This is a genomic window from Limnohabitans sp. INBF003 (assembly GCF_055396645.1).
On sequence record NZ_AP029222.1, the window covers coordinates 1,691,658 to 1,718,021 of the forward strand.

Consider the following 26,364-nt stretch of genomic DNA (forward strand, 5'->3'; position numbering starts at 1 on the left):
CAGGTGAAAAGAGGCGTTTAAAACAACGCTCAAACGCTCCACTTTTCCAGCAACTTCTCAGGACGCATGTTGTCATACGGCTCGAAGGGCTGGTGGATCCATGGGTTGGTGGGCAGATCATCGACCGAGTAATCGGGCTTGAAGGTGGAGACGCCTTTGGTCCAGATTACGGCAGTGCGCAATTCGGTCACGGGCTTGTAGTTGTTTTTCAACTGGTCCACCACGGCACGCAGGGTATGGCCGGTGTCGGCCAAATCGTCAACCAGCAGCACTTTGCCTGCGATCTCGCCTTTGGGTGTGGTGATGTAACGGGCGATGTCCAGATGGCCTTGGACCGTACCGGCTTCGGCACGGTAAGAGCTGGTGGACATGATGGCCAAGGGCTTGTCGAAAATGCGCGACAGGATGTCACCTGGGCGCATGCCGCCACGGGCCAGGCACAGGATGTTGTCAAACTCCCAGCCGGACTGGTGAATCTTGATGGCGAGTTTTTCAATCAGGTTGTGGTACTCGTCGTAGCTCACGTACAGGTGCTTGCCGTCTTCGGTCAACATGGGATTACTCCAAAAAAAATCAGGGGTTGAGGTCAGTGTCTGTTTGCCAAACCCGGCGCTCAGGCGCCAAAGGGGTTGTGCAACAAAATCGTGTGGTCGCGGTCAGGGCTGGTGGACACCACGTGCACGGGCACGCCCGTGACTTCGGCGATGCGTTCCAGGTAGCGGCGTGCGGTCGCGGGCAGCTTGTCCATCTCGGTGACGCCGACGGTGGTTTCTGTCCAGCCAGGAATCACTTCGTAAATCGGCTTGCAACGGGCGATCTCGTCCGCGCCCATGGGCAGGATGTCGATGGTTTCACCGTCCAGCTCATAGCCTGTGCACAGCAGCAACTCTTTCAGGCCATCCAGCACATCGAGTTTGGTGATGCACAAGCCCGACAGACCATTGACCTGTGCACTGCGTTTGAGCAAAGCGGCATCAAACCAGCCGCAGCGGCGCGAACGGCCAGTGGTCACGCCTTTTTCAGCGCCGACAGTCGACATGTGGTAGCCGGGTGTGCCGGGAGTTTCCCAGTCAAGTTCCGTAGGGAAAGGGCCGCCGCCCACACGGGTGCAGTACGCCTTGGTGATGCCCAAAATGTAGTGCAGCATGCCTGGGCCCACGCCCGAACCGGCAGCGGCATTGCCTGCCACGCAGTTGCTGGAGGTCACAAACGGGTAAGTGCCGTGGTCCACATCCAGCAAGGTGCCCTGAGCGCCTTCAAACAACAAATTGGCACCGGCCTTGTGGGCGTCGTTCAGCTCGCGCGAAACGTCGGCCACCATGGGCAGCAGCTCTTTGGCGTAAGCCATGGCTTCGTTGTAGGTGGCGTCAAAGTCGACAGGCGCAGCGCCCAGAATATTGACCAGAATTTCGTTGTGCAAAGCCAGGTTTTCGCGCAGTTTGTTGGCAAAACGCTCGGGGTATTTCAGGTCTTGCACACGCAGGGCACGGCGGGCCACTTTGTCTTCGTAAGCAGGGCCAATGCCACGGCCGGTGGTGCCGATCTTGGCGGTGCCAGCTTTTTCCTTGGCAGCTTCACGGCCCACATCCAATGCCACGTGATAGGGCAAGATGAGTGGGCAAGCCTCGCTCACGCGCAGGCGTGAACGCACCTCAACCCCGGCTTTTTCAAGCCCTGCAATTTCTTCGAGCAATTTGGGCACCGACAAAACCACACCGTTGCCGATGTAGCACTTGACGCCTGCACGCATGATGCCGCTGGGGATCAGGTGCAAAGCGGTTTTCACGCCATTGATCACCAAGGTGTGACCTGCGTTGTGGCCGCCCTGGAAACGCACCACGCCCTGGGCGCTTTCGGTCAACCAGTCGACCAGTTTGCCTTTGCCCTCGTCGCCCCATTGGGTGCCCACGACGACCACGTTACGGCCTTGCTTCATGTTCATGCTTGAAATGTTCTTTCTCAAAGAGCCTGTACCAACCACTGCCCCGCCGCTTCAACCAGCTCGCGGTCACAATGGAATTCGTCAACTTCGCTTTCGTGCCCGGGCAAAACACACACCACGGTTTCACCCTGGCTGCGCAATACGGCAATGGCCGAGCGCAAGCTCGCCGAGTTGCCCCAAGGCGCCCGGATCGCTGCACGCAGCGCCAAAGGTGTCACAGCCGACACCAATTCTTTCAAATCGAGGCTGAAGCCCACCGCCGGGCGATCGCGGTCAATGCGGTGACCAAATACCGCACCCACGCCGTCATAACGGCCGCCACGGGCCAATGCATCGGATGCGCCTTTGGCATAAATGGCAAAACGCATGCCGCTGTAATAGGCATAACCACGGGAGTCGCCCAGGTCAAAACTGATGGCAGCCCCCGGAATTTGCGCGGCCAACCAGCGCAATTGCGCCAGGGCTTCGGTGATCGCTGGGGTTGTGGGCAAGCGTTTGGCGGCCTCGTCCAGCACGCTGGCGTCGCCGTACAAGTTGACCAGCGTCAGCAAGCCATCGCGGTTGGCGGGCGCAAAGCCAGCCGTCAGACGCGCAATGGCGCTACCGTCCTTGATGGCCAGTGCGGCATGGATCTCGTGGCGCAAAGCGTCAGAAATAGCCTCGGCCTGCAGCAGACTGCCCACGATGCGGGCATCGGCCAGGTCCACCTGCAAATCGCCCACACGGGCAGCACGCAAGCAGTCCAGCGCCAACTGAAGGATCTCCAGATCGGCCTCAGGGCCGGCGTGGCCGTAAATTTCAGCGCCCAATTGCAAGGGTTCACGCGTGGCGTGAGGCCTTGCTGGGCGGGTGTGCAAAACAGGGCCGCAATAGCAAAGACGCGTCAGGCCTGCGCGGCCCAGCAAATGCGCGTCAATGCGGGCCACTTGGGGCGTGGTGTCGGCTCGCAAACCCAAAGTGCGGCCAGACAACTGGTCCACCAGTTTGAAGGTCTGCAAATCCAGCGCTTCGCCCGTGCCGGTGAGCAGGGACTCCAAATGCTCCAGCAGCGGCGGCATGACCAGCTCGTAGCCATAGCCACGGGCGGTATCAAGCAGTTCGCGACGGAGTTCTTCGATGTGGCGTGCCTCGGAAGGCAGCACATCGGCAATGTGATCCGGAAGGACCCAAGCAGACATGAGGATGGAGGGGGACTGTTAAAAACGAGATTTTACCGGCTTGCAGGCCCGTTTCCGGGATTCGATTCAGGAAACAAGCCAGAACAGCAACAATCCCGTGAGGACCATGAACATGCCGAAGAAGCGGATTTGCCCGTCTTCGAGCTGCAGCAGCTGCTCAAACAGGCGTCGCCAGCGCAGTGGCGACACCATGGGCATCAAGCCCTCCAGGATGAGCATGACGCCCAACGCCAGCAGGAGGGTTTCCAGCAAGACTTACTTTCGGGCAGGCGTGTTGCCCGACGAGCCGCGCATGCCTTTGAAGAACTCGGAGCTGCCCGGATCGAGCACCATCACGTCGCTTTTGCTGTTGAAGCTGGATTTATAGGCTTCCAGGCTGCGGTAGAACTGCGCAAACTGCGGGTCCCGGCCAAACGACTCGGCATACAGACGAGCCGCCTGTGCATCGCCCTGCCCTTTGATTTTTTGGGCTTCGCGGTAGGCGTTGGCCACCGTCACTTCGCGCTGACGATCGGCATCTGCGCGGATTTTTTCGCCTTCAGCACCGCCGGTCGAACGCAACTCGTTGGCCACGCGCTTGCGCTCGGCCTCCATGCGGCGATAGACCGACTCGGTGATGGTGTCCACATAGTCGGCACGGGTGATGCGCACATCCACCACATCCACGCCCCAAGGCTTGGCACCCTTGACCACAACCAGCACAGCCGCTTTCACGTCGTCCATAAGCTCTTCACGCTTCAGAGACAAAAGCTCTTTCACCGTGCGCTTGTTGATCTCTTCCTGGAAAGCATTGCGCACCACCCGGTTGAGCTGGCTGGTACCGGCCTTTTCGTCCAGACCCACGTTGCGAATGTAGGCCTGTGGATCGGCAATGCGCCAGCGCACATACCAGTCGATCACCACGCGCTGCTTTTCAGCGGTGAGCATCGGCTCGTTGTCGGGGCTGTCCAGCGTCAGCAGGCGCTTGTCAATGTAATTGACGTTTTGCAGCGGGGGGGGCAGCTTGAAGTGCAGGCCCGGCTCGGTGACGACTTCCTTGATTTGACCCAAGGCATAGACCACGCCGAATTGGCGCTGGTCGACCACAAACACGGTGGAGCTGAACAGCACAAAGGCCACCAGCAAGGTAGAAATCCACAATCCAATGCGATTCATTTTCTTTGTCCTTATCGTGGATCGCGGTCACGCGAACGCTGCAGGTCACGTGAACGGGTGTCCACAGCCCCATTGGCCGCGGCGGCAGGCACTGCTGCTGCAGCAGGCACATCAGCGACGGGCGGGGTCACGGTGGTGACCTGTTGCATGATTTTGTCGAGCGGCAGATACAGCATGTTCGAGCCCTGCTTGCTGTCCACCAGCACCTTGGTCACGTTGCTGTAAATCTGCTGCATGGTGTCGGTGTACAGCCGGTCGCGCATGACTTGCGGGGCCTTTTGGTACTCGGGCAGGATGGTCTTGAAGCGTTGGGCATCGCCTTCGGCCTGTGCCACGATGCGCTCGCGGTAAGCATCGGCCTCTTCTTTAAGACGCGATGCTGCACCGACAGCGCGGGGCACCACATCATTGGCGTAGGCTTGGGCTTCGTTCTTGGCGCGTTCGCGCTCTTGACCGGCTTTGAGCACATCGTCAAATGCAGCCTGCACCTGCTCAGGCGGACGCACGCCGCCTTGCTGCAAGTTGATGCCCACCACCTCGATGCCCACTTTGTAGCGGTCCAGGATGCTCTGCATTTTTTCGCGCACACGCGGTGCAATCTGGTCGCGCTCTTCGGCCAGGGCCGAGTCCATCTTCATCTTGCCCACCACCTCACGCACGGCAGTCTCGGCGGACTGCACCACGGCTTCGGTCGGGTTGCGGCTTTCAAACAGGTAGGCACGGGCATCGTTCAGTCGGTACTGCACGGCAAACTTGATTTCGACGATGTTTTCGTCTTCGGTCAGCATGGCCGACTCACGCAGGCCTGTGGCCTTGATGATGTTGTCGCGGCCAATGTCCACCGAGCGGATCTGCGTCACGAACACCAACTCGTGGCGCTGCACGGGGTAAGGCATGCGCCAGTTGAAGCCAGCGCCCACGGTGGAGTGGTACTTACCGAATTGGGTGATCACGGCTTGCTGGCCCTCTTGCACAATGAAAAAGCCCGTGCCCAGCCAAACCAGCAAAGCGGCCGCCAAAATGACGCCCAAACCAAGATTTTTGAGGAAAGCAGGCATGCCGGGGCCACCAGAGCCACCACCCGACCCGCCAGAACCTTGCGGGCCGCCTTTGCCACCAAACAACTGGCCCAGTTTACGGTTGAAGTCACGCCACAGCTCATCCAGATCAGGAGGACCGCTTTGTTGTGGCTGCTGACCGCGGGGCTGCTGCCAAGCGTCCGGCTTGGGGCCAGGCGGCGGAGGCACATCGCCTGCTGGCTTGTTGCCCGCATCGGGGGTTGATTTGTCGTCGTCCCGACCCCAGCGTGGGTCATTCAGATTGAACATGCCTCGGAGCTTTGCCGGGAGCAAGGACCATCGCAGGGCTGGCAGGTGAAAATTCATGGTGAAGTGTCTTTGTCAGAATGACGAATCCGCATTGTGCCGAATTCGGTTGGACTTCAATGCAGATCACCCGGATATTCCCGGGTCATGTCACGGGGATCTGCGGGTTCTTGAACAACTGGGGGCAAGGCGGCTTTGACGATGCCCGCCAAAGCCGAGCGCAGCAGGTCCAGGCCCGTGCCTGATTTGGCACTCAAAAATACCCTTGGCACGGCCACACCGTCTTGCTCGTACTGGTCCTGCATTTGCAGAGGGTAGCGTTCCGGATCGAGTGCATCCAGCTTGTTGAACACCAGCAACTGCGGCACAGTGTCGGCCCCGATCTCGGCCAGCACCTTTTGCACTTCGGCCATTTGTTCCGGGAAATCCGGATTGGCCGCGTCCACCACATGCAGCAACAAATCGGCTTCGGTCGCCTCTTGCAAGGTGGCTTGAAAAGCCTCCACCAGACCGTGCGGCAAATCGCGGATAAAGCCCACCGTGTCGGACAAGGAAACCGAGCGGCCAGCCTCACCCAAATAGAGCTGTCGGGTGGTGGTGTCCAAGGTGGCAAACAACTGGTCAGCGGCAAAGGCCCGGGCTTTGACCAAGGCGTTGAACAGCGTCGATTTGCCCGCGTTGGTGTAACCCACCAGCGAAATGTTGAAGGTGTCACGCCGCTCACGTTGGCGGCGCTGGGTGTTGCGCTGTTTTTTGACCTTGACCAAGCGCTCTTTGATGCGCTTGATCGAATCGTTGATCATGCGGCGGTCCAGCTCGATCTGCGTCTCGCCCGGGCCACCGCGCATGCCAATGCCACCGCTTTGACGCTCCAAGTGCGACCAGCGGCGCACCAGGCGGGTGCTCAGGTACTGCTGTCGGGCCAGCTCGACCTGCAATTTGCCCTCGTGGCTGCGGGCACGCTGACCAAAGATTTCAAGGATCAGCAATGTGCGGTCGTTCACCGGCAAGCCGATGTGACGCTCCAGATTGCGCTGCTGCGCCGGGCTCAGGGCCTGGTCAAACAAGACCTCGACCGCGCCGTGCATCAGGGCCAATTCCTTGATTTCGTCGGCCTTGCCACTGCCGACGAACAAGGCCGGATCAGGCGCTTTGCGTTTGCAGGTCAGGCGGGCGACGGGCTTGAGCCCGCCGGATTCGGCCAGCAGACCCAGCTCTTGCAGGTCGGCGTCGAAATGCGGCAGCCCAAAGTCAACGCCGACCAGTAAGGTCGGCGCGGGTGAGTTGGAAGATGTTTCAGACAATGTCAACAAGCTCCGGCGGTGGCTTCCAACCGCGGGTCGGGCAAAAACCGAATCAAGCGGTGATTTCGCCGGTTTCGGGTGTGCTGAAAGTCACAGAACGACCGGGAACGATGGTCGAAATGGCATGCTTGTAAACCATCTGGGTGACGGTGTTGCGCAAAAGCACGACGTACTGGTCAAACGATTCGATCTGGCCTTGCAGCTTGATGCCGTTGACGAGGTAAATCGAGACAGGCACATGCTCTTTGCGCAGTGCGTTCAGGAAGGGGTCTTGCAAAAGTTGACCTTTGTTGCTCACGATATTCTCCGTGTTCAGAAGTTTTGAAGAGAGTGACCTTACCACAGGGCAAGATGTCGACTTTTGAGGAAATCCGATTTCCTCAAATATCAACTGGATTCTTTGTCCGCATAAGGATTGGAGGATGTCTTCATCTCAATCCGCAGTGGCGTGCCGGCCAAACTGAAGGCTTTGCGGAAGCGCCCTTCCAGAAAACGCTTGTAGGTGTCGGTCACGTGCTCCAAGGAATTGCCATGAACCACGATGACGGGTGGGTTCATGCCGCCTTGGTGGGCATAGCGCAGCTTGGGGCGGAACATGCCGCCACGCTGAGGGCTTTGGAACTGCACGGCCTCGAGCAACAGGCGCGTCAAAATGGGCGTGCTCATCTTGCACATGGCCGACTTGTGCGCCTGGACGATCGAAGCCCAAACGGGGCCCAATCCCTGGCGCTTTTTGGCCGAAATGAAGTGCATGTTGGCAAAGCTCAAAAACGGCAACCGGTTTTCAATCGAGCGTTGCACCAACTGGCGCTGGTATTCATCAACGGCATCCCACTTGTTGATGGCCAGCACCATGGCGCGGCCGCTTTCGAGCGCATAGCCCGCAATGTGGGCATCTTGGTCGGTCACGCCCTGCTCGGCATCGAGCAAGAGCAAGACCACGTTGGCCGACTCGATCGCTTGCAGGGTTTTGACGACCGAGAACTTCTCAATGGCTTCAAACACTTTGCCCTTGCGGCGCAAGCCTGCGGTGTCGATCAGCTCGAATTTTTGGCCTTGGCGCTCAAAAGGCACCGAAATCGCGTCACGCGTGGTGCCCGGCATGTCAAAAGCCACCAGGCGCTCTTCGCCCAGCCAGGTGTTGATCAGGGTGGACTTGCCCACGTTGGGGCGCCCGGCCACCGCCAGCTTGATGACCGAGGGGTCTTCCTCGGTTTCTTCGGGCTCATCGGGCAGGTTGAGCAACTCGAAAGCCAACTCCACCAGACCACGCGTGCCTTGGCCGTGGGCTGCCGAGATGGCAATCACCTCACCCAGACCCAGCTCATAGAACTCGGTCAGCTGAATGCCTTCGAGCATGCCTTCGGCCTTGTTGGCCACCAAGAGGCAAGGCTTGCCGATCTTGCGCAGGTATTTGGCAATGTCATGGTCTTGGGCCGACAAACCGCCGCGCGCATCGACCACAAAAATGACCACATCGGCCTCGGCCACGGCTTGCTGCGTTTGCTTGGCCATCTCTTTGTAGATGCCCGTGCTGGCATCGGGCTCAAAACCGCCCGTATCGATCACGATGAATTCTTGACGGCCTTGCTTGCCGTTGCCGTAATGGCGGTCACGGGTCAAGCCCGCAAAATCGGCCACGATGGCATCCCGGCTCTTGGTGAGTCGGTTGAACAGCGTAGATTTGCCCACATTGGGGCGGCCTACCAGGGCCAGTACAGGTTTCACTTAAAAATTTTCCGATCCATCATTCAGGGCGAAATCCGAAGACGCCCCCGGTGCGTGTCACCACCACCAAAGTTTGGCCAGCGGCCACGGGTTTGCCCACAATGGCGCTGCCGTCTGTGCTCAAGCGTTGCAAGGGCTGTCCATCCTGACGCGCCAGAAAGTGAACCAAGCCCTTGTCATCGCCCAGCACCACCGAGCGACCCAAGACCAAAGGTGCGCTCAGACCCCGAAAGCGCAAGACGTCTTGCGTCCAGGCAGGCTGACCACCTTGACGCTGCCAAGCCACGACCTTGCTGTCGGACTCGGTGCCAAAAACCAGATTCTCATCACCGTCCAGGCCTTCGTGGCCTTGCGCGGGGCGCGTCCACAAAGTGGTGCCACGGTTGCCGTCCACACACGACACCGCCGACTGGAATGCGCGTACGCACACCGCATTGCCCTGGCGGCTGGCCCCTGCGACCAAGTCGACCAGACGCTCCACCTCGTTCGTGCCGCGCGACGAACCGATCAGGGTTTCCCAACGCACCGCGCCCGTGTCGGGGTTCAACGAGGCCAAACGCCCTCCCCAGCCCGCCAGCAAAGTGTCGCCAAATGGGATCAACAAACCGGCCTGCTGCAACACCAGCGGGTCACCCGTGCGCTGCTGGGTCCAGAGTTTTTGCCCGGAGGCACCATCCAGCGCCGTGACGGCACGGTCACCCGTCAGCACAAAAACGCGGGCACCGGCCACCAAAGGTGCTGTGTACGACAAGGCGGGCAAACGGTAACGCCAAATGACTTTACCCGCCTCGATGGCCACCACTTCGTTGTTTTGCGTGATCACGGCAAAACGCTGACCGTCGCCACTCACACCCGCCTGAATGGGGGCATTGAGGTTGAGGCGCCAAACGTCCTGCCCTGTGCTGGCATTGATCAAGGCCACTTGACCTTGTGTGGAGGCCACCGCCACTTGGTCGCCGTGAACAGAGGCAAACAAGGGAGAGGTCACGGCACCGATGGTGTTGGACCAGACTTTTTGCACTGCCACCTGACCCGACACAGCAGGCAACGCAGCAGGTTGTGGTTTTTCAGGCGCGCTGGAACACGCAGACATGGCGATCGCCAAGGCCCCCAACAAGGTCAAGCGGGTCCAGGTGTGCGAAAAAACAGTCATCACTTTGGGGTCTCCGAAAGAACAGCCGCGTCAGGCTCGATGCCCAAGGCATTGAGTTTGGCTTGCACCAAACGACGGTAATCAGGGGTTTCGGCCAGTTTTTGCCACGCTTGCTGGTAGGCCGCAATGGCTTCAACCGTTTGGCCTTTGGCTTGCAGCACATCGCCACGCAGGTCTGCGGCCAAAGCCAACATGGCCGGTGTGAACTCCTGACTCAATTGCTTCAGGGCTTCGTCGTAAGCCTTGGCTTCGAGGTGCATGGCTGCCAAACGCAAGCGGGCAATATCGCGGTAAGCCTTGTCAGGGGCACCATTGGCCACCCAGCTCAAGGCGTCACGCGCAGCGTCGGCTTTGCCTTGGGCCTGCAGGGTTTTGGCGGCCAGCAAAGCCGACTGTTGGGCAAATTGAGTGGAACCGAACTTGTCTTTCATGTCAGACAGACTGCGCTCCACGCGAGCGACATCACCTGCCGCTGCTGCACGTTCGACTTCGTCATACAGCGCGGCCGCTTTGGCGGCTTGGCTGCGCTCCCAATACTGGTAACCGTTCCAGGCGGCGTAGCTGCCCAAAATGGCAATGAGCACCCAGGAAATCAGGTTGCCCCAGGTCTTCCAGAAATGCTTGATCTGGTCGAGTTGTTCTTGTTCTTCGAGGTCGAGTGGAGTGGCCATGGTGTTTTTACTGCTGTGTCCGCATCAAAGCGTGGATTGTAGGCTGTGGGCCCAGTCGGCCACGGTGTTCAAAGGCGCGGTGCATTGAGCCCCTTCGCCATCGCGCAATGACTTGATGGCCACCCGCCCTTGCGCCAGTTCGTCGGCCCCGAAAATCAGTGCAAAACGTGCGCCGGAGCCATCGGCCTTCTTGAATTGGGACTTGATGCTGCCCATGCCGTCCCCCCCTCCGCCACTTGCACCCGCATGCATCTGCGCCGACAAACCACAGGCGCGCAGGGTCTGCAACACCTGCATGGCCACCGGCAAAGCGGCGGTTTCGGGGATGATGGCGTACACATCGGGGGCCAGGTCGGGCAAAGCATCGCCCTGCTCCTTGACGAGTTCGAGCACGCGCTCGACACCCAGCGCCCAGCCCACGGCAGGCGATGGTTTGCCACCAACTTGCTCAACAAGATAGTCATAGCGGCCGCCGCCGCAAATGGTGCCCTGCGAGCCCAGGCTGGTGGTGATGAACTCGAACACCGTGAGGTTGTAGTAGTCCATGCCCCGCACCAGGCGCGGGTTGATGCTGTAGGCCACGCCGTTGGCGTCCAGAATCGCTTTGACCGCATTGAAGTGGGCCAAAGAGGCCTCGCCCAGAAAGTCCAGCAAGCGGGGCGCGGCCTCGACCACGCTTTGCATGGCCGGGTTCTTGGTGTCCAGAATGCGCAGCGGGTTGCTGTGCAGGCGACGTTTGGCCTCTTCGTCCAGCACATCGCTGTGCTTTTCCAAGTGGGCGATCAGCGCCGCGCGGTGGGCCTGGCGTTCGGCGGGTTGGCCCAGGCTGTTGAGTTCCAGGCGCACGTCTTTCAGACCCAGCACCTTCCACAGGTCGTTGGCCAGCAAGATCAGCTCGGCATCGACCTCGGGGCCACCAAAACCCAGCACCTCGGCACCGATCTGGTGGAACTGGCGGTAACGGCCGCGCTGCGGACGCTCGTGGCGGAACATCGGGCCCATGTAATACAGGCGCTTGCCGCCTTCGTACAGCAGGTTGTGTTCGACCACGGCGCGCACCAGCCCTGCCGTGCCCTCGGGGCGCAGGGTCAGCTGCTCGCCGTTCAGGCGGTCTTCAAAGGAGTACATCTCCTTTTCAACGATGTCGGTCACCTCGCCCAGGCCGCGCACAAACAGCGCCGTGGGTTCGACAATGGGCAAGCGCACATTGCGGTAGGCATAGCGGGCCATCAGGCCGCGCACTTGCGCTTCCAACCACTCCCAGCGCGCCGAATCGGGCGGCAGGATGTCGTTCATGCCCTTGACGCCCACCAGCTTTTGCGGTTTAGCGGCTTTTTCAGCTTTCAGGGGGGTGTTTTCTTTGGGGGATTCGCTCATTTTTTCTCGGCAGATCCGGAACCAAAACGGTTCTCGATGTAATTTTCAACCAGCACCTGGAACTCTTGCGCAATGCCCTCGCCGCGCAAGGTCAAGCGCTTTTCACCGTCAATGAAGACCGGGGCCGCAGGGGCTTCGCCAGTGCCGGGCAGGCTGATGCCGATGTCGGCATGCTTGCTCTCACCGGGGCCGTTGACGATGCAGCCCATGACCGCCACCTTGAGGTTTTCCACCCCGGGGTAGCGCACGCGCCAAACCGGCATCTGGGCGCGCAAAAAGTCGTCAATCTGTTTGGCCAGCTCCTGAAAGGTGCTGCTGGTGGTGCGGCCGCAACCGGGGCACGCGGTCACGCTGGGCACAAAAATGCGCAAGCCCAGCGACTGCAAAATCTCAGACGCGATCACCACTTCTTGCGTGCGCGCTTCGCCCGGCTGCGGCGTGAGCGAGACGCGGATGGTGTCGCCAATGCCTTCTTGCAACAAGATGGACAAGGCGGTGGCCGAGGCCACGGTGCCCTTGGTGCCCATGCCCGCTTCGGTCAGGCCCAAATGCAAAGCGTAATCGGTGCGGTGCCCCAATTCACGGTAAACCGAGATCAGATCCTGCACGCCCGAAACCTTGCACGACAAGGCGATCTGGGCCCCGTTCAAACCCATGGCTTCGGCACGTTGGGCCGACGAGATGGCAGAGCTGATCAGCGCTTCGTACATGACCTGACGCGCTTCCCAGGGTTGGGCGCGCTGGCTGTTGACATCCATCAACTCGGCCAGCAGCTCCTGATCCAGGCTGCCCCAGTTCACGCCGATGCGAATGGCTTTGTCATAGCGCATGGCCGCTTCGATCATCTGACCGAACTGCACATCGCGCTTGTCGCCCTTGCCCACGTTGCCGGGGTTGATGCGGTATTTGGACAGCGCTTCGGCACACGCCGGATGATCGGTCAGCAGGCGGTGGCCGTTGTAGTGAAAGTCACCGATCAAAGGCACGTCGATGCCCATCTTGTCGAGCTGGTCGCGAATGTGCGGCACAGCCTCGGCAGCTTCGGGCGTATTGACGGTGATGCGCACCATCTCGGAACCGGCCAAGGCCAGCTCCTTGACCTGGATGGCGGTGCCGATCACGTCCACCGTGTCGGTGTTGGTCATGGACTGCACGCGCACCGGGGCGCCGCCGCCGACAGTGACGACGCGAGAACCCCAGACCACTTTGGACTGGCGGCTGGTGCGTTGTGCGGGCACAGCGATGGCAATGGCCGAAGGCGTGCTCATGGCTGCACCTCGAAACGTGCCACATTGACCTTGGTATGGGGTTTGAGATCGAACGCCTGGCCTTTGAACGTGACCTGAATGGCGTCTGCTCGGCCAATCACCACATTCACGGCTTGTGGGGCTGGCACACGGTTCGTTTCGCCCGCCTTCAACACACCACTCCAGACCACCTGGTTCTTGGTGTCGCGAACTTCGATCCAGCTGCTTTCTGTGGCGGTGAACTGCAATTGTGGTGCTTGCACGCTGGCAACAGACATTGGCGACTTGGGTGCGCTGTGGGCAGCCGCTGGAGGATTTTGAATGGCAACGGGTGTCTCGACAGCAGCAAGCGATGGCGATGACGCGGGCAGTGTCGCCACGGTGGGGACCACAGACACGGCCCCCAATGGCGCGGCATCCGCCGCAGAAGTCGAGGTCTGCGCGTCAGGCGCAGACATGACTGTGCGCACCTCGGGCTGGGATGTGGCGAATTGAGCCGACAAATCGTCCAGCCACACCCACTGCGAAGGGCTTGGCAACCAGATCAATGCCGCAATCATGACCAGCATGCTGACAGCGGCCCACCAGGCACGCGCAGGAATTCGAGGCGATGCGCCACGCATCCGGCCAAAGTCAGCGGGACGCTCATACGCTTGACGCACAGCGCCATGCGGCTCCAGATAAGTCCCGCCATGCGGCAGCAAAGACAAAATGGGCACAGGGTCGATGCGCAATTGCCGACAAACACTGGAGGCCAGGCCACGGACAAAAACAGGACTTTGCCCAAGCTGGTATTGGTCAGCCTCCAAAGCCTCCAACTGGCGAACCGGAATCTTCAGGGTGACGGACAAAACAGCCAAATGCACACCCGCCCGAAGCCGCGCAGCTTTGAGCAATTGCCCGGCGGTTTTTGCAGCCTCCGGTGCGCTTTCAGGCCTTGCCTGAACTTCATCCGGCCTTGGGTTTTCAGACATCACCAGACTCCTGGGGTTGAACAGAAGAAGCAGGCACCAGCATGATGGTGCGTTGCTGCGCCATGCGGCTTTGAACTTGCGTGCGGTCTTTCACATCACCGGCCAATTGCCCGCAAGCGGCGTCAATGTCGTCGCCTCGCGTTTTACGGACCGTGGTCACCAAGCCCGCTTCCTGCAGCTGTTTGGCAAAGGCCTGCACGCGTGCACTGGACGAGCGCAGCAAACCGGAAGCCGGGAAAGGATTGAAGGGAATCAGGTTGAACTTGCAGCGCAAGCCTTGGCGGGCATGCTTTTGCACCAGATCAATGAGCTGGCTGGCGTGCTCGGGCTGGTCGTTGACGCCATCGAGCATGCAATATTCAAAAGTGATGAAGTCGCGCGGCGCATGGGCCAAATAACCGATGCAAGCCTGCATCAGTTCATCCAGCGGGTATTTGCGGTTGAGCGGCACCAAGTTGTCACGCAATGCGTCGTTGGGGGCATGCAGCGACACCGCCAATGCCACCGGGCAATCGGCCGACAAACGCTCGATCATGGGCACCACGCCCGAAGTGGACACAGTGACACGGCGGCGTGACAGGCCATAGCCATGGTCGTCCAGCATGGCGCGCAAGGCGGGCACCAAAGCCGAATAATTTTGCAGCGGCTCCCCCATGCCCATCATCACCACGTTGGAGATGACACGGTCTTCGGTTTGCAGGTGCTTGCGTAAAAAATGCTTGGCAAACCACAGCTGCGCGAGGATTTCCCCGGTCGTCAGGTTGCGGCTGAAGCCCTGATGGCCAGTAGAGCAAAAACGGCATCCGACAGCACAACCGGCCTGGGAAGAGATGCACAAAGTGCCCCGGTCGTCTTCGGGAATGAACACCGACTCGATGGCATTGCCATCGCCAACGTCAAACAGCCACTTGATGGTGCCGTCGGTCGATATGTGTTGACTGATCACGGGCAGCGCTGAAACGTGCGCGTGAGATTTGAGTTTTTGGCGCAGTGATTTGGCCAAATCGCTCATCTGATCGAAATCAGCAGCGCCCCGCTGGTGAATCCAGCGGAACAACTGGGTGGCTCGGAAGCGCTTTTCGCCCAGCCCTTCACAAAAAACGGCCAAACCATCCAGATCAAATTCAAGAAGGTTGGCCGTCATGAAGGTCGGGGTCGCGCTGGAGCCGCGACGCTATCAGCGTGCGTAAACGTTCATGCCGGCGAAGAAGAAAGCGACTTCAGCGGCAGCAGTTTCAGGAGCGTCAGAACCGTGCACAGCGTTGGCATCGATGCTGTCAGCGAAGTCAGCACGGATGGTGCCAGCGTCGGCTTTCTTGGGATCGGTTGCGCCCATCAGGTCGCGGTTCTTGGCGATGGCGTTTTCGCCTTCCAGGGCCTGGATCATCACGGGGCCGGAGATCATGAAATCAACCAGATCCTTGAAGAAAGGACGTGCGCTGTGCACAGCGTAAAAAGCTTCGGCTTCGCCGCGCGACAGGTGAGCCATGCGGGCTGCGACCACTTTCAGGCCAGCAGCTTCAAAACGGGCATAGATTTGACCGATGACGTTCTTGGCGACTGCGTCGGGCTTGATGATGGAGAGAGTGCGTTCGATGGCCATGGTATTTCCTGTAACGAAAGTGTTTTGATGCATTTTTGCCCTGCGGCAAAGCCCGCTATTCTACCCTGAGCAAACCTGCAAATTGACGCCGTGGCAGCACATGCCCCCACGGCTGGAGCCGAAATTAACGGCTGCGGCCACCGCCGCCACGCCCACCACGGCCTGGACCGCCGGGGGCTTTTTTCAAGCGGTTGAAGCTTTCGGCACCAATGTACTTGGCTTCGCTTTTCGGCGCATCCGATTTAGCGTGCAAGCCGGAACCACCTGGCGCCTGGTTGGGCTTGGCCGCCGGTTTGGCACGCGGCACAGCCGTACCCGCCCTGCCCTGACCACCCGTGCGGGGACGGCGGTCGTTGCGGTCGGTTTTTGAAACCGGGCGCGGCACGGCTGTCCGGGTGCGATCAAGGGTGCCTGCAGCACGCATGAGCGCACGGATATCGGACTCGTCCAACTCCAGCCACGCGCCCCGGCGCAAGCCGTGCGGCAACACCATCGCACCGTAACGGATACGGATCAAGCGGCTCACGGCATGGCCCACCGACTCCATCATGCGGCGCACCTCACGGTTGCGGCCTTCAGAAATCGTGACGCGGTACCAGCAGTTGGAGCCCTCGCCGCCGCCGTCTTCGATCGAGCCGAACTGCGCCGGACCGTCGTCGAGGTTGACGCCGTCGAGCAGTTTTTGTTTTTCGTCTTTGCTGAGCGCACCCAGCACGCGCACCGCATATTCGCGCTCCAGCCCGAAACGGGGGTGCATCAACTGGTTTGCCAATTCGCCCGAGCTGGTGAACAGCAACAGGCCTTCGGTGTTCAGGTCCAAGCGGCCCACCGATTGCCATTTGCCGTTTTGCAGGCGTGGCAATTTGCGAAACACCGAGGGGCGATTTTGCGGATCATCGTGGCTGACGATCTCGCCTGCCGGCTTGTGATAAGCGATCACCCGGGCGGGCGGCGGGTCAATACGGATATGGATGGGCTTGCCGTTGACCTTGATCTGGTCACCGTATTGGACGCGCTGCCCCACGTGGGCAGGCTCGTTGTTGACCATGATGCGGCCTTCAGCGATGAGCTTTTCCATCTCGAGGCGCGAACCCATGCCCGCTTGCGCCAGGACTTTGTGCAGTTTGGGCGAGTCAGTCTGAGGGGCCAGCACGCGCTTGCCCAGGTCGATGGCGACGTCTTCGGAGGCTTCTTCATCGTCAAACTGACCCGACACCACATCGGCCAGTTCAATCGGTTTGTAGGTCGACTCGGTGTGCAGATCCGCCTTGGGTGCGCGGGCTGCGGTATCGGGCGTGGACGAACGCTTGTCGTCGTGAGGTTCTTGGTTCATGTATTGGAGGACTCTTCGCCATGCAGCGGACGGTCAGGGTGGTTATCTGGGTTCGCAGACAGGCTAGGATCATCGCTGTGATCGGGAGGCGCGCCAAAGGCGTCTTGAGGCTCAACAGCGGCGGCCGGTTCAGCCACCGCATCGGGCACGATGGGCATGTCAAAAGGCAAGGCGTTGATGGCCTCTTCCAAAGACAAAGAAGGCTGCACAGGCAGTTCACCCACCAGCCCTGACAAGGCAGATGTTTGACCGTCCACCTGCGAGAGCATGGGCAATTGGTCCAGTGCAGACAAGCCCAAATCGTCCAGAAACTGGCGTGTCGTGGCATACAAACCGGGGCGACCCACGGTTTCGCGGTGGCCAATCACTTCCACCCATCCACGGTCTTCCAACTGCTTGAGGATTTGTGAGTTGATGGTCACGCCACGGATGTCCTCCATGTCACCACGGGTCACCGGCTGGCGGTAAGCAATGATGGCCAGGGTTTCGAGCACCGCACGGGTGTATTTGGGCGGCTTTTCGGGGTGGAGGCGGTCCAGAAACGGGCGCAACTCGGGGCGACTCTGAAAACGCCAACCGCTGGCCACGCTGGTCAGTTCAAGGCCTTTTTGAGCCCATTCTTGTTGTAAATCTTGCAGCATTTGCCGCAGGGTGTCGGCCCCGAGCGCATCGTCAAATAACACGCGCATGTCGCGCAATGACAAAGGCTGACCTGCTGTGAGCAAGGCCGTTTCCAGGACACGCTTGGCTTGCGCCGTATTCATGTGTCGATCTTTCGGGAAAAAAACGCCTCACGGCGTCGAAGGTGCAGAGGTGATGGCTGTTTCTGCGAAAAAACAGCCCCGTTCTGGAGAGCTTGTGCCCATGGCCAAGCCCTGAATGCGCTCAAACCAGCGAATCTGGCTCAAGCTCCCTGAGTGGGCTGATTGTAGCTGAGCCCCCAAACAGCCAGGGCATCGGCCATGTCTGCGGGCAAAGAAGACCTCAGGTCAATCGATTGACCGGTGATCGGGTGAACAAACGCCAAATGCCAGGCATGCAAGGCCTGGCGCTCCATGCCTGCGGCTTTGGCACCGCCGTAAACGGCATCCGCCAACAAGGGGTGCCCGATGTGCGCCATGTGAACCCGAATCTGATGGGTGCGCCCCGTGTGCAGAGTGCACTGGACCAGACAAGCTTGATTGTTTTGATCCAGCACCTCGATCGTGGTTGCAGCGGTCTTGCCGGACTGGTACGTCAAATCCACCACCGCCATGCGCAAGCGGTTGGCAGGATCGCGGCCAATGGGTGCCTCGACGGTCATGGGGGACGGTGCTGTCCAGGGCTTGTGGGCGATGGCCAGGTATTGGCGATGCACGTCACGGGCCGCTATTTGCTGCACCAGGGCATCCATCGCCTGACGCGTGCGCGCCACCACCATCAAGCCGCTGGTGTCTTTGTCTAGGCGGTGGACAATGCCCGCCCGGGGCACATCGGAGGCCAGTGGGTCCAAAGCCAACAGCCCGTTGAGCAAGGTGCCGCGCCAGTTGCCCGGCGCTGGATGCACGACCAGACCCGCCGGCTTGTTGATGACACGCAGGTGCGCATCTTCATAGACCACATCGATCGGCATGTCCTCGGGCACAAACGCCTGCGACTGCGGCGTGGCCCGCAGCGTGACCTCGACCCGGTGACCCAAGCGGACTTTGGTCGACACTTTGGTCACGACCCGGCCATCGATCAGGGCGTCGCCCTGTTCGATCAGTTGTTGCAGGTAGTTGCGAGAGAACTCGGGCACCATTTGTGCCAAAGCGCGGTCCAGCCGCTGCCCATGCAAAGCCATTGGCACCAGGCTTGTGCGCACCTCTTCGTCCGACGCTTCCAGCGCACGTTCGCCATCTTCCAGCAAGGCGGAGGCTTCATCCATTTCGGGGTCGGTCGATATAATCAAGGGGTTCAACAGTACAAGGGTGTCACAGATGCGAAGCTTCAGATTATCGATGGTTCCAGCTGGCCTGGTTTTGGCCGTGGGCCTGTTTCTGTCGGGCTGCGCCAATACCCCCAAAGATGTGACCGCAGGCTGGACACCCGAAAAGATTTACGCCGAGGCGCGTGACGAGGCCAACGCAGGAGCATGGGACAAGGCCATTGGCTTTTATGAAAAGCTGGAAGGCCGCGCTGCGGGCACGGTTCTGGCGCAGCAAGCGCAGATCGACAAGGCTTACGCCCAATACAAAACCGGCGACAAAATCCAGGCCATTGCCACCTTGGACCGCTTCATCCGCCTGCACCCTGCCAGCCCCGCTCTGGACTACGCGATCTACCTCAAAGGCTTGGTCAACTTCAACGACAACCTGGGCATGTTCTCGTTCATCACCAAGCAGGATCTGTCTGAACGTGACCAAAAAGCCGCCAAAGACTCTTATGAATCCTTCAAAGAGCTGACCACGCGCTTCCCCACCTCCAAATACGCCCCCGAAGCACGCCAGCGCATGCTGCACATCGTGAATGCCTTGGCCGCTTACGAAGTCCATGTGGCCCGCTATTACGCCAGCCGTGGCGCGCATGTCGCCGCCGTGAACCGCGCGCAGCAAGCCATCGCAGAATACCCAGGCGTGCCTGCTGTCGAAGAAGCTCTGGGCATTTTGATCAGCTCATACGACGCCATGGGCATGAGCGCCTTGCGCGATGACGCCAAGCGCGTGCTGGAGAAAAATTTCCCCCAATCCGACTACCTCAAGGCCGAAGGCGTGAAGAAGTCGTCTAGCTGGTGGCGTCTGTGGTGAATTGACGCAGCGTCGATAAAAACTCGGGGTGCCCGCTCAGGCGGCGCATCTCCGGCAGCCCCCGGACCAACCTGCGTCCATACGACATGGTGGTCAATCGGGTGTCACACACCACCAACACACCGCGGTCTGTTTCACTGCGAATCAAACGCCCTGCCCCTTGTTTGAGTGCCACTGCAGCCTCGGGCAACGCATGGTCGGCAAACGCACTGCGGCCCTCGCGCGTGATGCGCTGACTTCTGGCCTCGAACAGCGGATCGCCTGGTGGCGGAAACGGCAGCTTGTCGATGACCACCAGCTGCAGCGCATTGCCGGGCACATCAAAGCCCTCCCAAAACGATGCAGAAGCCACCAGCACACAACCGGCGCGACCTTCTCCTGCGCCCTCCCTGAACCGCTCCATCAAGCGCCTCTTGGGGCTTTGGCCCTGTACCAGCACCTCGACATTCGCAGCCGGGTCCAGACGGGTCTGTAAATATTCACCGATGCTGCGCATGGCGTTCAGCGTGGTCGTGAGCACCAGTGTCCGGCCCCCCAGCAACTCCACCGCCTCCACCACCAGCTGCGCCACATGGCCCGCATGCCCCGGGTCACCCGGTTTGGGCAAATGCTCGGGCACATAGAGTGCGGCTTGCTGCGCATAGTCAAAGGGGCTGGTGACTTGCATCACCTGCGCCGAGGTCAAGCCACAAGGCTCGGTGAACCAGCGCAAACCAGGTTCATCGCCCAGCGTGGCCGAGGTGAAAATCCAGGCGCGTTGGCCAACGCCACTGCCTTGCGGGGCTTGAGCGCCTGCACTGTGGCGGGGATCTCCGGCCATCAAGGCTTGAATGGACTCGGGGTCTGAGGCCTCACCATCCAGAGCCTCATCACCCAAGGCCAAGGGGGCTTGCACGGGTTTCGTCAAAGCAGAAAACGCCTGAGCAATGTCCAGAGGCGACTCCACCAAACGAAGTTGCGCGCTGACTTCTGCCCAGCGGACGCCTTCGGGGTCGGGTGCGTTTGAAAACAAATCGGTCTTTTGGCTCAACTCGCGTGCACGCTCAAACAAGCGCTGAAAATCCGGTGCCAATTCGGCCACAGTTTCCAGGCCACTTTGCAATTGGTCCAAAGCCTGCACCACATTTTGCAGCGCAGGGGTCCATTCAGCGCCTTCGACACCTTCGGGCATCGCGTCTGTCCAGCGCAAACGAACTGAGCCCCGGTGCATGCCCGCAGCCAGACGCAAATCACGGGAAGACTTTTCCAGCCGGTCCGTCAGCGCATGCCAATCGACCAAACCCCGTGCCAATTGCAGGCCTGTGGCCAGCACATCGCGCGACAACTCCAGCAGCTGAACAGTTGACAACTGCTTGCCCAGAAAATTGACCCCGATCTCGTTGAGCTGGTGCGCTTCGTCGAACACCGTGACTCGCACGGTGGGCAGCAGCTCGGCCACACCCGATTCACGCACCGCCATGTCGGCAAAAAACAGATGGTGGTTGATGACCACGACATCGGAGGCCATGGCCTCTTTGCGCGCCAAGTTCACATGGCAGGCGCGGTAACGCGGGCAGCTCGAGCCCAGACAGTTGTCACGCGTCGAGGTGACCAAGGGCCACAAGGACGAACGCTCATCCAAGCCTGACAGCTCCGCCATGTCACCCGTGCGGGTGGCCTGCGACCAGGTTTCGATCTTGGCCAGCGCACGCTGTGCACCGGGCTGGGCCGCTTCGGCACTGTGCCTAGCTTGCTCCATGCGGTGCAGGCACAGGTAGTTGGAACGCCCCTTGAGCAAGGCCACACGGATGGGCAAACCCAAGACCTCCACCAGCCGGGGGATGTCGCGGGAAAACAATTGGTCTTGCAAGGCCTTGGTCGCCGTCGACACCAAGGCCCGCTGGCCGCTCAGCAGCACGGGCACCAGATAAGCATAGGTTTTGCCCACACCTGTGCCCGCCTCTACCACCAACTGGCCGCCATGCTCCAGGGTTTCGGTGACTGCCATGGCCATGTCGGTCTGCCCAGTCCGGGGCTGAAACCCGGGCACCGCCTGCGCCAAGGCACCATGGCTTGACAGGGTTTCGGAAACCCGTTGAAGAAGCAAGCTCAAGCAGGCTCCTTGGGGTCCAGCATCCACTGCAACTTGGCCATTTGGTCACGCAAAGCCAAGCGGCGTTTTTTCAGCCGCCGCAGCAGCAACTCGTCCAGCGGCTGAGTCGCGAGCACGGCTTGGTCAATCAAGGCATCCAGATCGGCGTGTTCCATCTGCCATTCGATCAACTGCCGCTGGGGCGAACGCTGATCGTCAAAGTGGTCGTGCGTCATGGCGTGCTGCGGTTTTCTGGCTGCTTGCCTTCAAGCCGGAGATGGCGCTGTTCGGTGCGCCACTGGCGCTCTTGCGCATTCAACAGCAAGTCTTGCTGCCGCAAGGGCTCCAGCGCTTCACGGCGTTTTCTTCGGGCATCGCTCAGGCAGGCATTCACTGCAAATTTTTGCCAGCAGGCTTTCGCATCGTCCTGGTAAACAGCCATGACCGCCTCGCGCTGCTTGGCGATCTCTTCGCGCTGCACACGGATGAATTCTGGCTCGCCCACCAAAGACTGAGCGCTCAGAGCGCCTGCGCTCAATGCGGCCAAGACCGTCAAGATGAAACGTTTCATGTGATGTGCGTGTCCACAGTGCGGTGCTCCAGCGCCAGAAATTCGCTGGACTGCATCTCATGCAGACGCGAGACGGTGCGTGGAAACTCGTGCGACATCGGGCCCGAGGTGTAAAGCGCCTCGGGTGCCACGGCGGCCGACATGATCAGCTTGACGCGGCGGTCGTACAGCACGTCGATCAGCCAGGTGAAACGCCTCGCCTCGGAGGCCATGCTCACCGGCATGTGCGGCACGTTGCTCAGCAGCACCGTGTGGTACTGGGTGGCAATTTCGAGGTAATCGTTTTGCGAACGCGGGCCACCGCAAATGGCTTTGAAGTCAAACCACACCACATCGCCTGCACGGCGCTTGGCGTTGATTTGCCGCGCCTCGATCTGCAGCGCCGTGTCTTCGTCTGGGCCCGTGGCCAAGCGGTTGAAGGCGTCGTTCATTTCGCGGTCAGCCTGCTCGCCCAAGGGCGTGTGGTACAGCTTGACCATCTCCAGCGTGCGGCGGCGGTAGTCGGTGCCGTTGTCCACATTGAGCACCTGCATGCGCTGGTTCAGCAAGGCAATGGCGGGCAGGATGCGGTCGCGGTGCAGGCCATCGGGGTAAAGACCGTCGGGCTCAAAATTGGAGGTGGTGACAAAGCCCACGCCATTGTCGAACAAGGCCACCAGCAAGCGGTGCAAGATCATCGCGTCGGTGATATCGGCCACATGGAATTCGTCAAAGCATATCAAGCGGTAGCGCTTGGCCATGCGCTTGCCCAACTCGTCGAGCGGGTTGACCGTGCCCTGAATCGCAGTCAGTTCGCGGTGTACCTCGCGCATGAACTCGTGAAAGTGCAAACGGGTCTTGCGCTGGATGGGCACCGCCGCAAAAAAGCAGTCCATCAAAAAGCTTTTGCCCCGCCCCACCCCGCCAAACATGTAAACCCCTTTGGGGATTTCGGGGCGGCTGCGTAACTTGCCCAACAAACCCGAGCGCTTGGACTTGTAGGCGGCCCACTCGCTGGCACAGCGTTCCAGCGCCTCAATGGCTCGCAATTGGGCAGGGTCACTTTGGTAGCCCCGTTTTTGGAGTTCTTCTTCGTAAACGGCACGAACGGACATGGGTGGCTTGCTCTTCGATTCAAAAACAAAACCCGGGACAAAGCCCGGGTTTTCAGGGATGCAAGAACTTTACCCCAACTCGCCGCCAACCACAGTCAGCGGCGGGTCAAAAGCTCAGAAGTTCAGGGTGCGCTTGTCCACCGCCAAAGCGGCTTCTTTCGTTGCCTCGCTCAAGCTGGGGTGCGCGTGGCAGATGCGGGCGATGTCTTCGGCGCTGGCGCGGAATTCCATGGCCACCACGGCTTCAGAGATCAGCTCGGACACCTGTGGGCCCACCATGTGGACACCCAGGATTTCGTCGGTCGTGGCATCGGCCAGGAATTTCACCATGCCGGTGGTGTCGCCCAATGCGCGTGCACGGCCGTTCGCGAGGAACGGGAATGTGCCGGCCTTGTACGCCACGCCGTCGGCCTTGAGCTGCTGCTCGGTGCGGCCGACCCAGGCGATTTCGGGGCTGGTGTAGATGACCCAAGGGATGGTGTTGAAGTTGACATGACCGTGTTGGCCGGCAATGCGCTCGGCCACGGCAACGCCCTCTTCTTCGGCTTTGTGCGCCAGCATCGGGCCACGCACCACATCGCCCACCGCCCACACGCCGGGCAGGTTGGTTTTGCAGTCAGCGTCCACCACAATCGCGCCACGCTCGTCGAGCTGCAAGCCCACAGCCTCGGTGTTCAGGCCGATGGTGTTGGGCACGCGACCGATCGAGATGATCAGCTTGTCCGCGTCCAACACGATGGCTTCGCCTTTGGCGTTGGTGTAGTTGACGGTGACGCCCTTTTTGCCATTGACGATCTCGCCGACTTTCACGCCGAGTTCGATCTTCAGACCTTGCTTGTCAAACGCCTTCTTGGCTTCTTTGGCGATTTGCTCGTCCACAGCGCCCAGGAAGGTGGGCAGGCCTTCGAGGATGGTGACTTCGGAGCCGAGACGACGCCAGACAGAACCCATCTCCAAACCAATCACGCCGGAGCCGATCAAGGCCAGCTTCTTGGGGACAGCGCCCAGGCGCAGAGCGCCGTCGTTCGAGAGCACATTGACTTCGTCAAACGGCGTACCGGGCAAGGCGCGGGCGTTCGAGCCGGTGGCGATGATGACGTGCTTGGCGGTGATGGCTTCTTCGGTCTTGCCTGCCACGTTGATCGTGTAGCCGCCTTCGGCTTGGCCGGCAAAGCTGCCGCGACCGTGGAAGAAAGTGACCTTATTTTTCTTCAGCAGGTACAAGATGCCGTCGTTGTTTTGCTTCACAACGCTGTCCTTGCGGGCAATCATCTTGGCCACATCCATCTTCACGCCGGTGGCGGTGATGCCATGGTCTGCGAAGTGGTGGTTGGCGTGTTCAAAGTGTTCGCTGGACTGCAGCAAAGCCTTGGAGGGGATGCAACCCACGTTGGTGCAGGTGCCGCCAGGGGCTGGGCCACCGGCTGCGTTTTTCCACTCGTCGATACAGGCGACCTGGAAACCGAGTTGGGCAGCGCGGATGGCTGCAATGTAGCCACCGGGGCCACCGCCGATGACGACGACGTCGAATTGTTTGCTCATGGTATTTGTCTTTTGGATGAAAAACGCCCCCTGGGCAGGGGGCATTCAAAACAAGGGAATCAGATGTCGAACAGCAAGCGGGCTGGATCTTCCAGCGCTTCCTTCATGGCGACCAGGCCCAGCACGGCTTCACGGCCGTCGATGATGCGGTGGTCATACGACATGGCGAAGTAGTTCATGGGGCGAACCACGACTTGGCCGTTTTCCACCATGGCGCGGTCTTTGGTCGCGTGCACGCCCAAGATCGCGGACTGGGGTGGGTTGATGATGGGGGTGGACATCATCGAGCCAAAAGTGCCACCGTTGGAGATGGAGAAGGTACCGCCGGTCATCTCTTCGATGCCCAGCTTGCCGTCTTTGGCTTTTTGGCCAAACTCGGCAATCTTCTTTTCAATCTCGGCAAAGCTCATCTGGTCGGCGTTGCGCAGGATAGGCACCACCAGACCGCGTGGCGAGCCCACAGCGATACCGATGTCGAAGTAGCCGTGGTACACGATGTCGTTGCCGTCCACCGAGGCGTTGAGCACGGGGAATTTCTTCAAGGCATGCACAGCAGCCTTGACGAAGAAGCTCATGAAGCCCAGCTTCACGCCATGTTCCTTCTCGAAACGATCCTGCATGCGCTTGCGCATGTCCATGACCGGGGCCATGTTGATTTCGTTGAAGGTGGTCAGGATGGCGTTGGTCGACTGCGATTGCAGCAGACGCTCGGCCACACGGGCGCGCAGACGGGTCATGGGCACGCGTTGCTCTGGGCGGTCACCCAGGTTAACGGCAGGCGCGGCCACTTGGGCCAGTGTCTTGGTCGGCACGCCTGTGGGGATCACGGCGGCAGTGGACTTGACGCCACCGGCCACGGCAGACAGCACATCACCCTTGGTGACGCGGCCGTCTTTGCCGGAACCAGTCACCGAACCTGCAGCCAAGCTGTTGTCGGCCATCAGTTTGGCGGCAGCGGGCATGGCCACGCCAGCCATGTTGCCACCGGTGGCTGCGGCTGCGGCCACAGGGGCAGCAGCGGTTGCAGCAGCAGGTGCGGCTGCTGGCGCCGCAGCGGCTGCACCTGCTTTGCCTTCGGTGTCGATGCGGGCAATCAATTGCTCGGCAGCCACGGTGCCGCCATCGGCCACGAGGATTTCCGAGATCACGCCAGCCGCAGGTGCCGGCACTTCGAGCACGACTTTGTCGGTTTCGATTTCGATCAGGATTTCGTCAGCAGCGACGGCTTCGCCGACTTTCTTTTTCCACTGCAGCATGGTGGCCTCGGCCACGGACTCGGACAGTTGGGGGACTTTGACTTCTACGATAGCCATGTTGAATTCTCTTTAAAG

26 protein-coding genes are annotated in these 26,364 nt (G+C 60.3%); 1 reads left to right on the forward strand and 25 read right to left on the reverse strand.

Annotated features, from left to right (window positions below):
* Window positions 1-29 precede the first annotated feature (29 nt).
* The 19 genes from ACZ5VE_RS07690 to ACZ5VE_RS07780 form a co-directional block, all read right to left on the reverse strand.
* Window positions 30-554 carry a phosphoribosyltransferase gene (locus ACZ5VE_RS07690; protein WP_416561182.1) on the reverse strand — a complete coding sequence of 175 codons (525 nt, stop codon included), beginning with the start codon at window positions 552-554 and terminating at the stop codon, window positions 30-32.
* Between the two features lie 59 nt (window positions 555-613).
* Window positions 614-1,942, reverse strand: a complete 1,329-nt coding sequence (locus tag ACZ5VE_RS07695) for an adenylosuccinate synthase (protein ID WP_108313296.1) — start codon at window positions 1,940-1,942, stop codon at window positions 614-616.
* A 17-nt stretch (window positions 1,943-1,959) separates the two neighbouring features.
* A complete protein-coding gene (locus tag ACZ5VE_RS07700) occupies window positions 1,960-3,120 on the reverse strand; it encodes an ATP phosphoribosyltransferase regulatory subunit (protein WP_464454625.1) in 1,161 nt (386 codons plus the stop codon).
* A gap of 66 nt (window positions 3,121-3,186) precedes the next feature.
* Window positions 3,187-3,372, reverse strand: coding sequence for a DUF2065 domain-containing protein (locus ACZ5VE_RS07705; RefSeq protein ID WP_464454626.1), 186 nt, complete (start codon window positions 3,370-3,372; stop codon window positions 3,187-3,189).
* 3 nt (window positions 3,373-3,375) lie between these two features.
* Entirely contained in the window at window positions 3,376-4,275 is a 900-nt protein-coding gene (hflC, locus tag ACZ5VE_RS07710) for a protease modulator HflC (protein WP_464454627.1), read from the reverse strand.
* Between the two features lie 11 nt (window positions 4,276-4,286).
* The gene (gene hflK / locus ACZ5VE_RS07715; protein ID WP_464454628.1) at window positions 4,287-5,660 is read right to left on the reverse strand and encodes an FtsH protease activity modulator HflK; all 1,374 of its coding nucleotides are present in this window, start codon (window positions 5,658-5,660) and stop codon (window positions 4,287-4,289) included.
* A 56-nt stretch (window positions 5,661-5,716) separates the two neighbouring features.
* The gene (hflX, locus tag ACZ5VE_RS07720; protein WP_464454629.1) at window positions 5,717-6,913 is read right to left on the reverse strand and encodes a GTPase HflX; all 1,197 of its coding nucleotides are present in this window, start codon (window positions 6,911-6,913) and stop codon (window positions 5,717-5,719) included.
* A 43-nt stretch (window positions 6,914-6,956) separates the two neighbouring features.
* Window positions 6,957-7,202, reverse strand: coding sequence for an RNA chaperone Hfq (gene hfq / locus ACZ5VE_RS07725; protein WP_019429044.1), 246 nt, complete (start codon window positions 7,200-7,202; stop codon window positions 6,957-6,959).
* A gap of 89 nt (window positions 7,203-7,291) precedes the next feature.
* Window positions 7,292-8,632: a ribosome biogenesis GTPase Der gene (der, locus tag ACZ5VE_RS07730; protein WP_464454630.1), complete on the reverse strand. Its 1,341-nt coding sequence runs from the start codon at window positions 8,630-8,632 to the stop codon at window positions 7,292-7,294.
* 19 nt (window positions 8,633-8,651) lie between these two features.
* Window positions 8,652-9,785 carry an outer membrane protein assembly factor BamB gene (gene bamB / locus ACZ5VE_RS07735; protein WP_464454631.1) on the reverse strand — a complete coding sequence of 378 codons (1,134 nt, stop codon included), beginning with the start codon at window positions 9,783-9,785 and terminating at the stop codon, window positions 8,652-8,654.
* Window positions 9,785-10,456 carry a YfgM family protein gene (locus ACZ5VE_RS07740; RefSeq protein ID WP_464454632.1) on the reverse strand — a complete coding sequence of 224 codons (672 nt, stop codon included), beginning with the start codon at window positions 10,454-10,456 and terminating at the stop codon, window positions 9,785-9,787. Before ACZ5VE_RS07740 ends, bamB begins: the two co-directional genes overlap by 1 nt.
* A gap of 24 nt (window positions 10,457-10,480) precedes the next feature.
* Window positions 10,481-11,833 carry a histidine--tRNA ligase gene (gene hisS, locus ACZ5VE_RS07745; protein WP_464454633.1) on the reverse strand — a complete coding sequence of 451 codons (1,353 nt, stop codon included), beginning with the start codon at window positions 11,831-11,833 and terminating at the stop codon, window positions 10,481-10,483.
* Window positions 11,830-13,101: a flavodoxin-dependent (E)-4-hydroxy-3-methylbut-2-enyl-diphosphate synthase gene (gene ispG, locus ACZ5VE_RS07750; protein ID WP_464454634.1), complete on the reverse strand. Its 1,272-nt coding sequence runs from the start codon at window positions 13,099-13,101 to the stop codon at window positions 11,830-11,832. Before ispG ends, hisS begins: the two co-directional genes overlap by 4 nt.
* Window positions 13,098-14,054: a helix-turn-helix domain-containing protein gene (locus ACZ5VE_RS07755; RefSeq protein ID WP_464454635.1), complete on the reverse strand. Its 957-nt coding sequence runs from the start codon at window positions 14,052-14,054 to the stop codon at window positions 13,098-13,100. Before ACZ5VE_RS07755 ends, ispG begins: the two co-directional genes overlap by 4 nt.
* The gene (rlmN, locus tag ACZ5VE_RS07760) at window positions 14,047-15,198 is read right to left on the reverse strand and encodes a dual-specificity RNA methyltransferase RlmN (RefSeq protein ID WP_464454636.1); all 1,152 of its coding nucleotides are present in this window, start codon (window positions 15,196-15,198) and stop codon (window positions 14,047-14,049) included. The genes ACZ5VE_RS07755 and rlmN overlap by 8 nt, the downstream gene beginning before the upstream one ends.
* Before the next feature lie 33 nt (window positions 15,199-15,231).
* On the reverse strand, window positions 15,232-15,657 hold the full coding sequence (gene ndk / locus ACZ5VE_RS07765) for a nucleoside-diphosphate kinase (protein WP_464454637.1): 426 nt from the start codon (window positions 15,655-15,657) through the stop codon (window positions 15,232-15,234).
* Between the two features lie 124 nt (window positions 15,658-15,781).
* Entirely contained in the window at window positions 15,782-16,990 is a 1,209-nt protein-coding gene (locus ACZ5VE_RS07770) for a pseudouridine synthase (protein WP_464454638.1), read from the reverse strand.
* The gene (scpB, locus tag ACZ5VE_RS07775; RefSeq protein ID WP_464454639.1) at window positions 16,987-17,754 is read right to left on the reverse strand and encodes an SMC-Scp complex subunit ScpB; all 768 of its coding nucleotides are present in this window, start codon (window positions 17,752-17,754) and stop codon (window positions 16,987-16,989) included. Before scpB ends, ACZ5VE_RS07770 begins: the two co-directional genes overlap by 4 nt.
* Window positions 17,755-17,894: 140 nt before the next feature.
* Window positions 17,895-18,896, reverse strand: a complete 1,002-nt coding sequence (locus tag ACZ5VE_RS07780) for an RluA family pseudouridine synthase (RefSeq protein WP_464454640.1) — start codon at window positions 18,894-18,896, stop codon at window positions 17,895-17,897.
* Between the two features lie 52 nt (window positions 18,897-18,948).
* On the opposite strand from ACZ5VE_RS07780, the gene ACZ5VE_RS07785 reads away from it, so the two are divergent.
* Entirely contained in the window at window positions 18,949-19,755 is an 807-nt protein-coding gene (locus ACZ5VE_RS07785) for an outer membrane protein assembly factor BamD (RefSeq protein ID WP_464454641.1), read from the forward strand.
* On the opposite strand, the gene ACZ5VE_RS07790 is transcribed toward ACZ5VE_RS07785, so the two are convergent.
* The 6 genes from ACZ5VE_RS07790 to odhB form a co-directional block, all read right to left on the reverse strand.
* Complete coding sequence (locus ACZ5VE_RS07790) at window positions 19,733-21,748, reverse strand: ATP-dependent DNA helicase (RefSeq protein WP_464457457.1); 2,016 nt, start codon at window positions 21,746-21,748, stop codon at window positions 19,733-19,735. The genes ACZ5VE_RS07785 and ACZ5VE_RS07790 overlap by 23 nt on opposite strands.
* Before the next feature lie 95 nt (window positions 21,749-21,843).
* A complete protein-coding gene (locus tag ACZ5VE_RS07795; protein WP_464454642.1) occupies window positions 21,844-22,062 on the reverse strand; it encodes a DUF465 domain-containing protein in 219 nt (72 codons plus the stop codon).
* The gene (locus ACZ5VE_RS07800) at window positions 22,059-22,397 is read right to left on the reverse strand and encodes a hypothetical protein (protein WP_464454643.1); all 339 of its coding nucleotides are present in this window, start codon (window positions 22,395-22,397) and stop codon (window positions 22,059-22,061) included. The genes ACZ5VE_RS07795 and ACZ5VE_RS07800 overlap by 4 nt, the downstream gene beginning before the upstream one ends.
* Window positions 22,394-23,491: a cell division protein ZapE gene (zapE, locus tag ACZ5VE_RS07805; RefSeq protein WP_464454644.1), complete on the reverse strand. Its 1,098-nt coding sequence runs from the start codon at window positions 23,489-23,491 to the stop codon at window positions 22,394-22,396. The genes ACZ5VE_RS07800 and zapE overlap by 4 nt, the downstream gene beginning before the upstream one ends.
* Before the next feature lie 114 nt (window positions 23,492-23,605).
* The gene (gene lpdA / locus ACZ5VE_RS07810; protein ID WP_464454645.1) at window positions 23,606-25,033 is read right to left on the reverse strand and encodes a dihydrolipoyl dehydrogenase; all 1,428 of its coding nucleotides are present in this window, start codon (window positions 25,031-25,033) and stop codon (window positions 23,606-23,608) included.
* A 59-nt stretch (window positions 25,034-25,092) separates the two neighbouring features.
* Window positions 25,093-26,346: a 2-oxoglutarate dehydrogenase complex dihydrolipoyllysine-residue succinyltransferase gene (gene odhB, locus ACZ5VE_RS07815; protein WP_464454646.1), complete on the reverse strand. Its 1,254-nt coding sequence runs from the start codon at window positions 26,344-26,346 to the stop codon at window positions 25,093-25,095.
* Window positions 26,347-26,364: the final 18 nt, after the last annotated feature.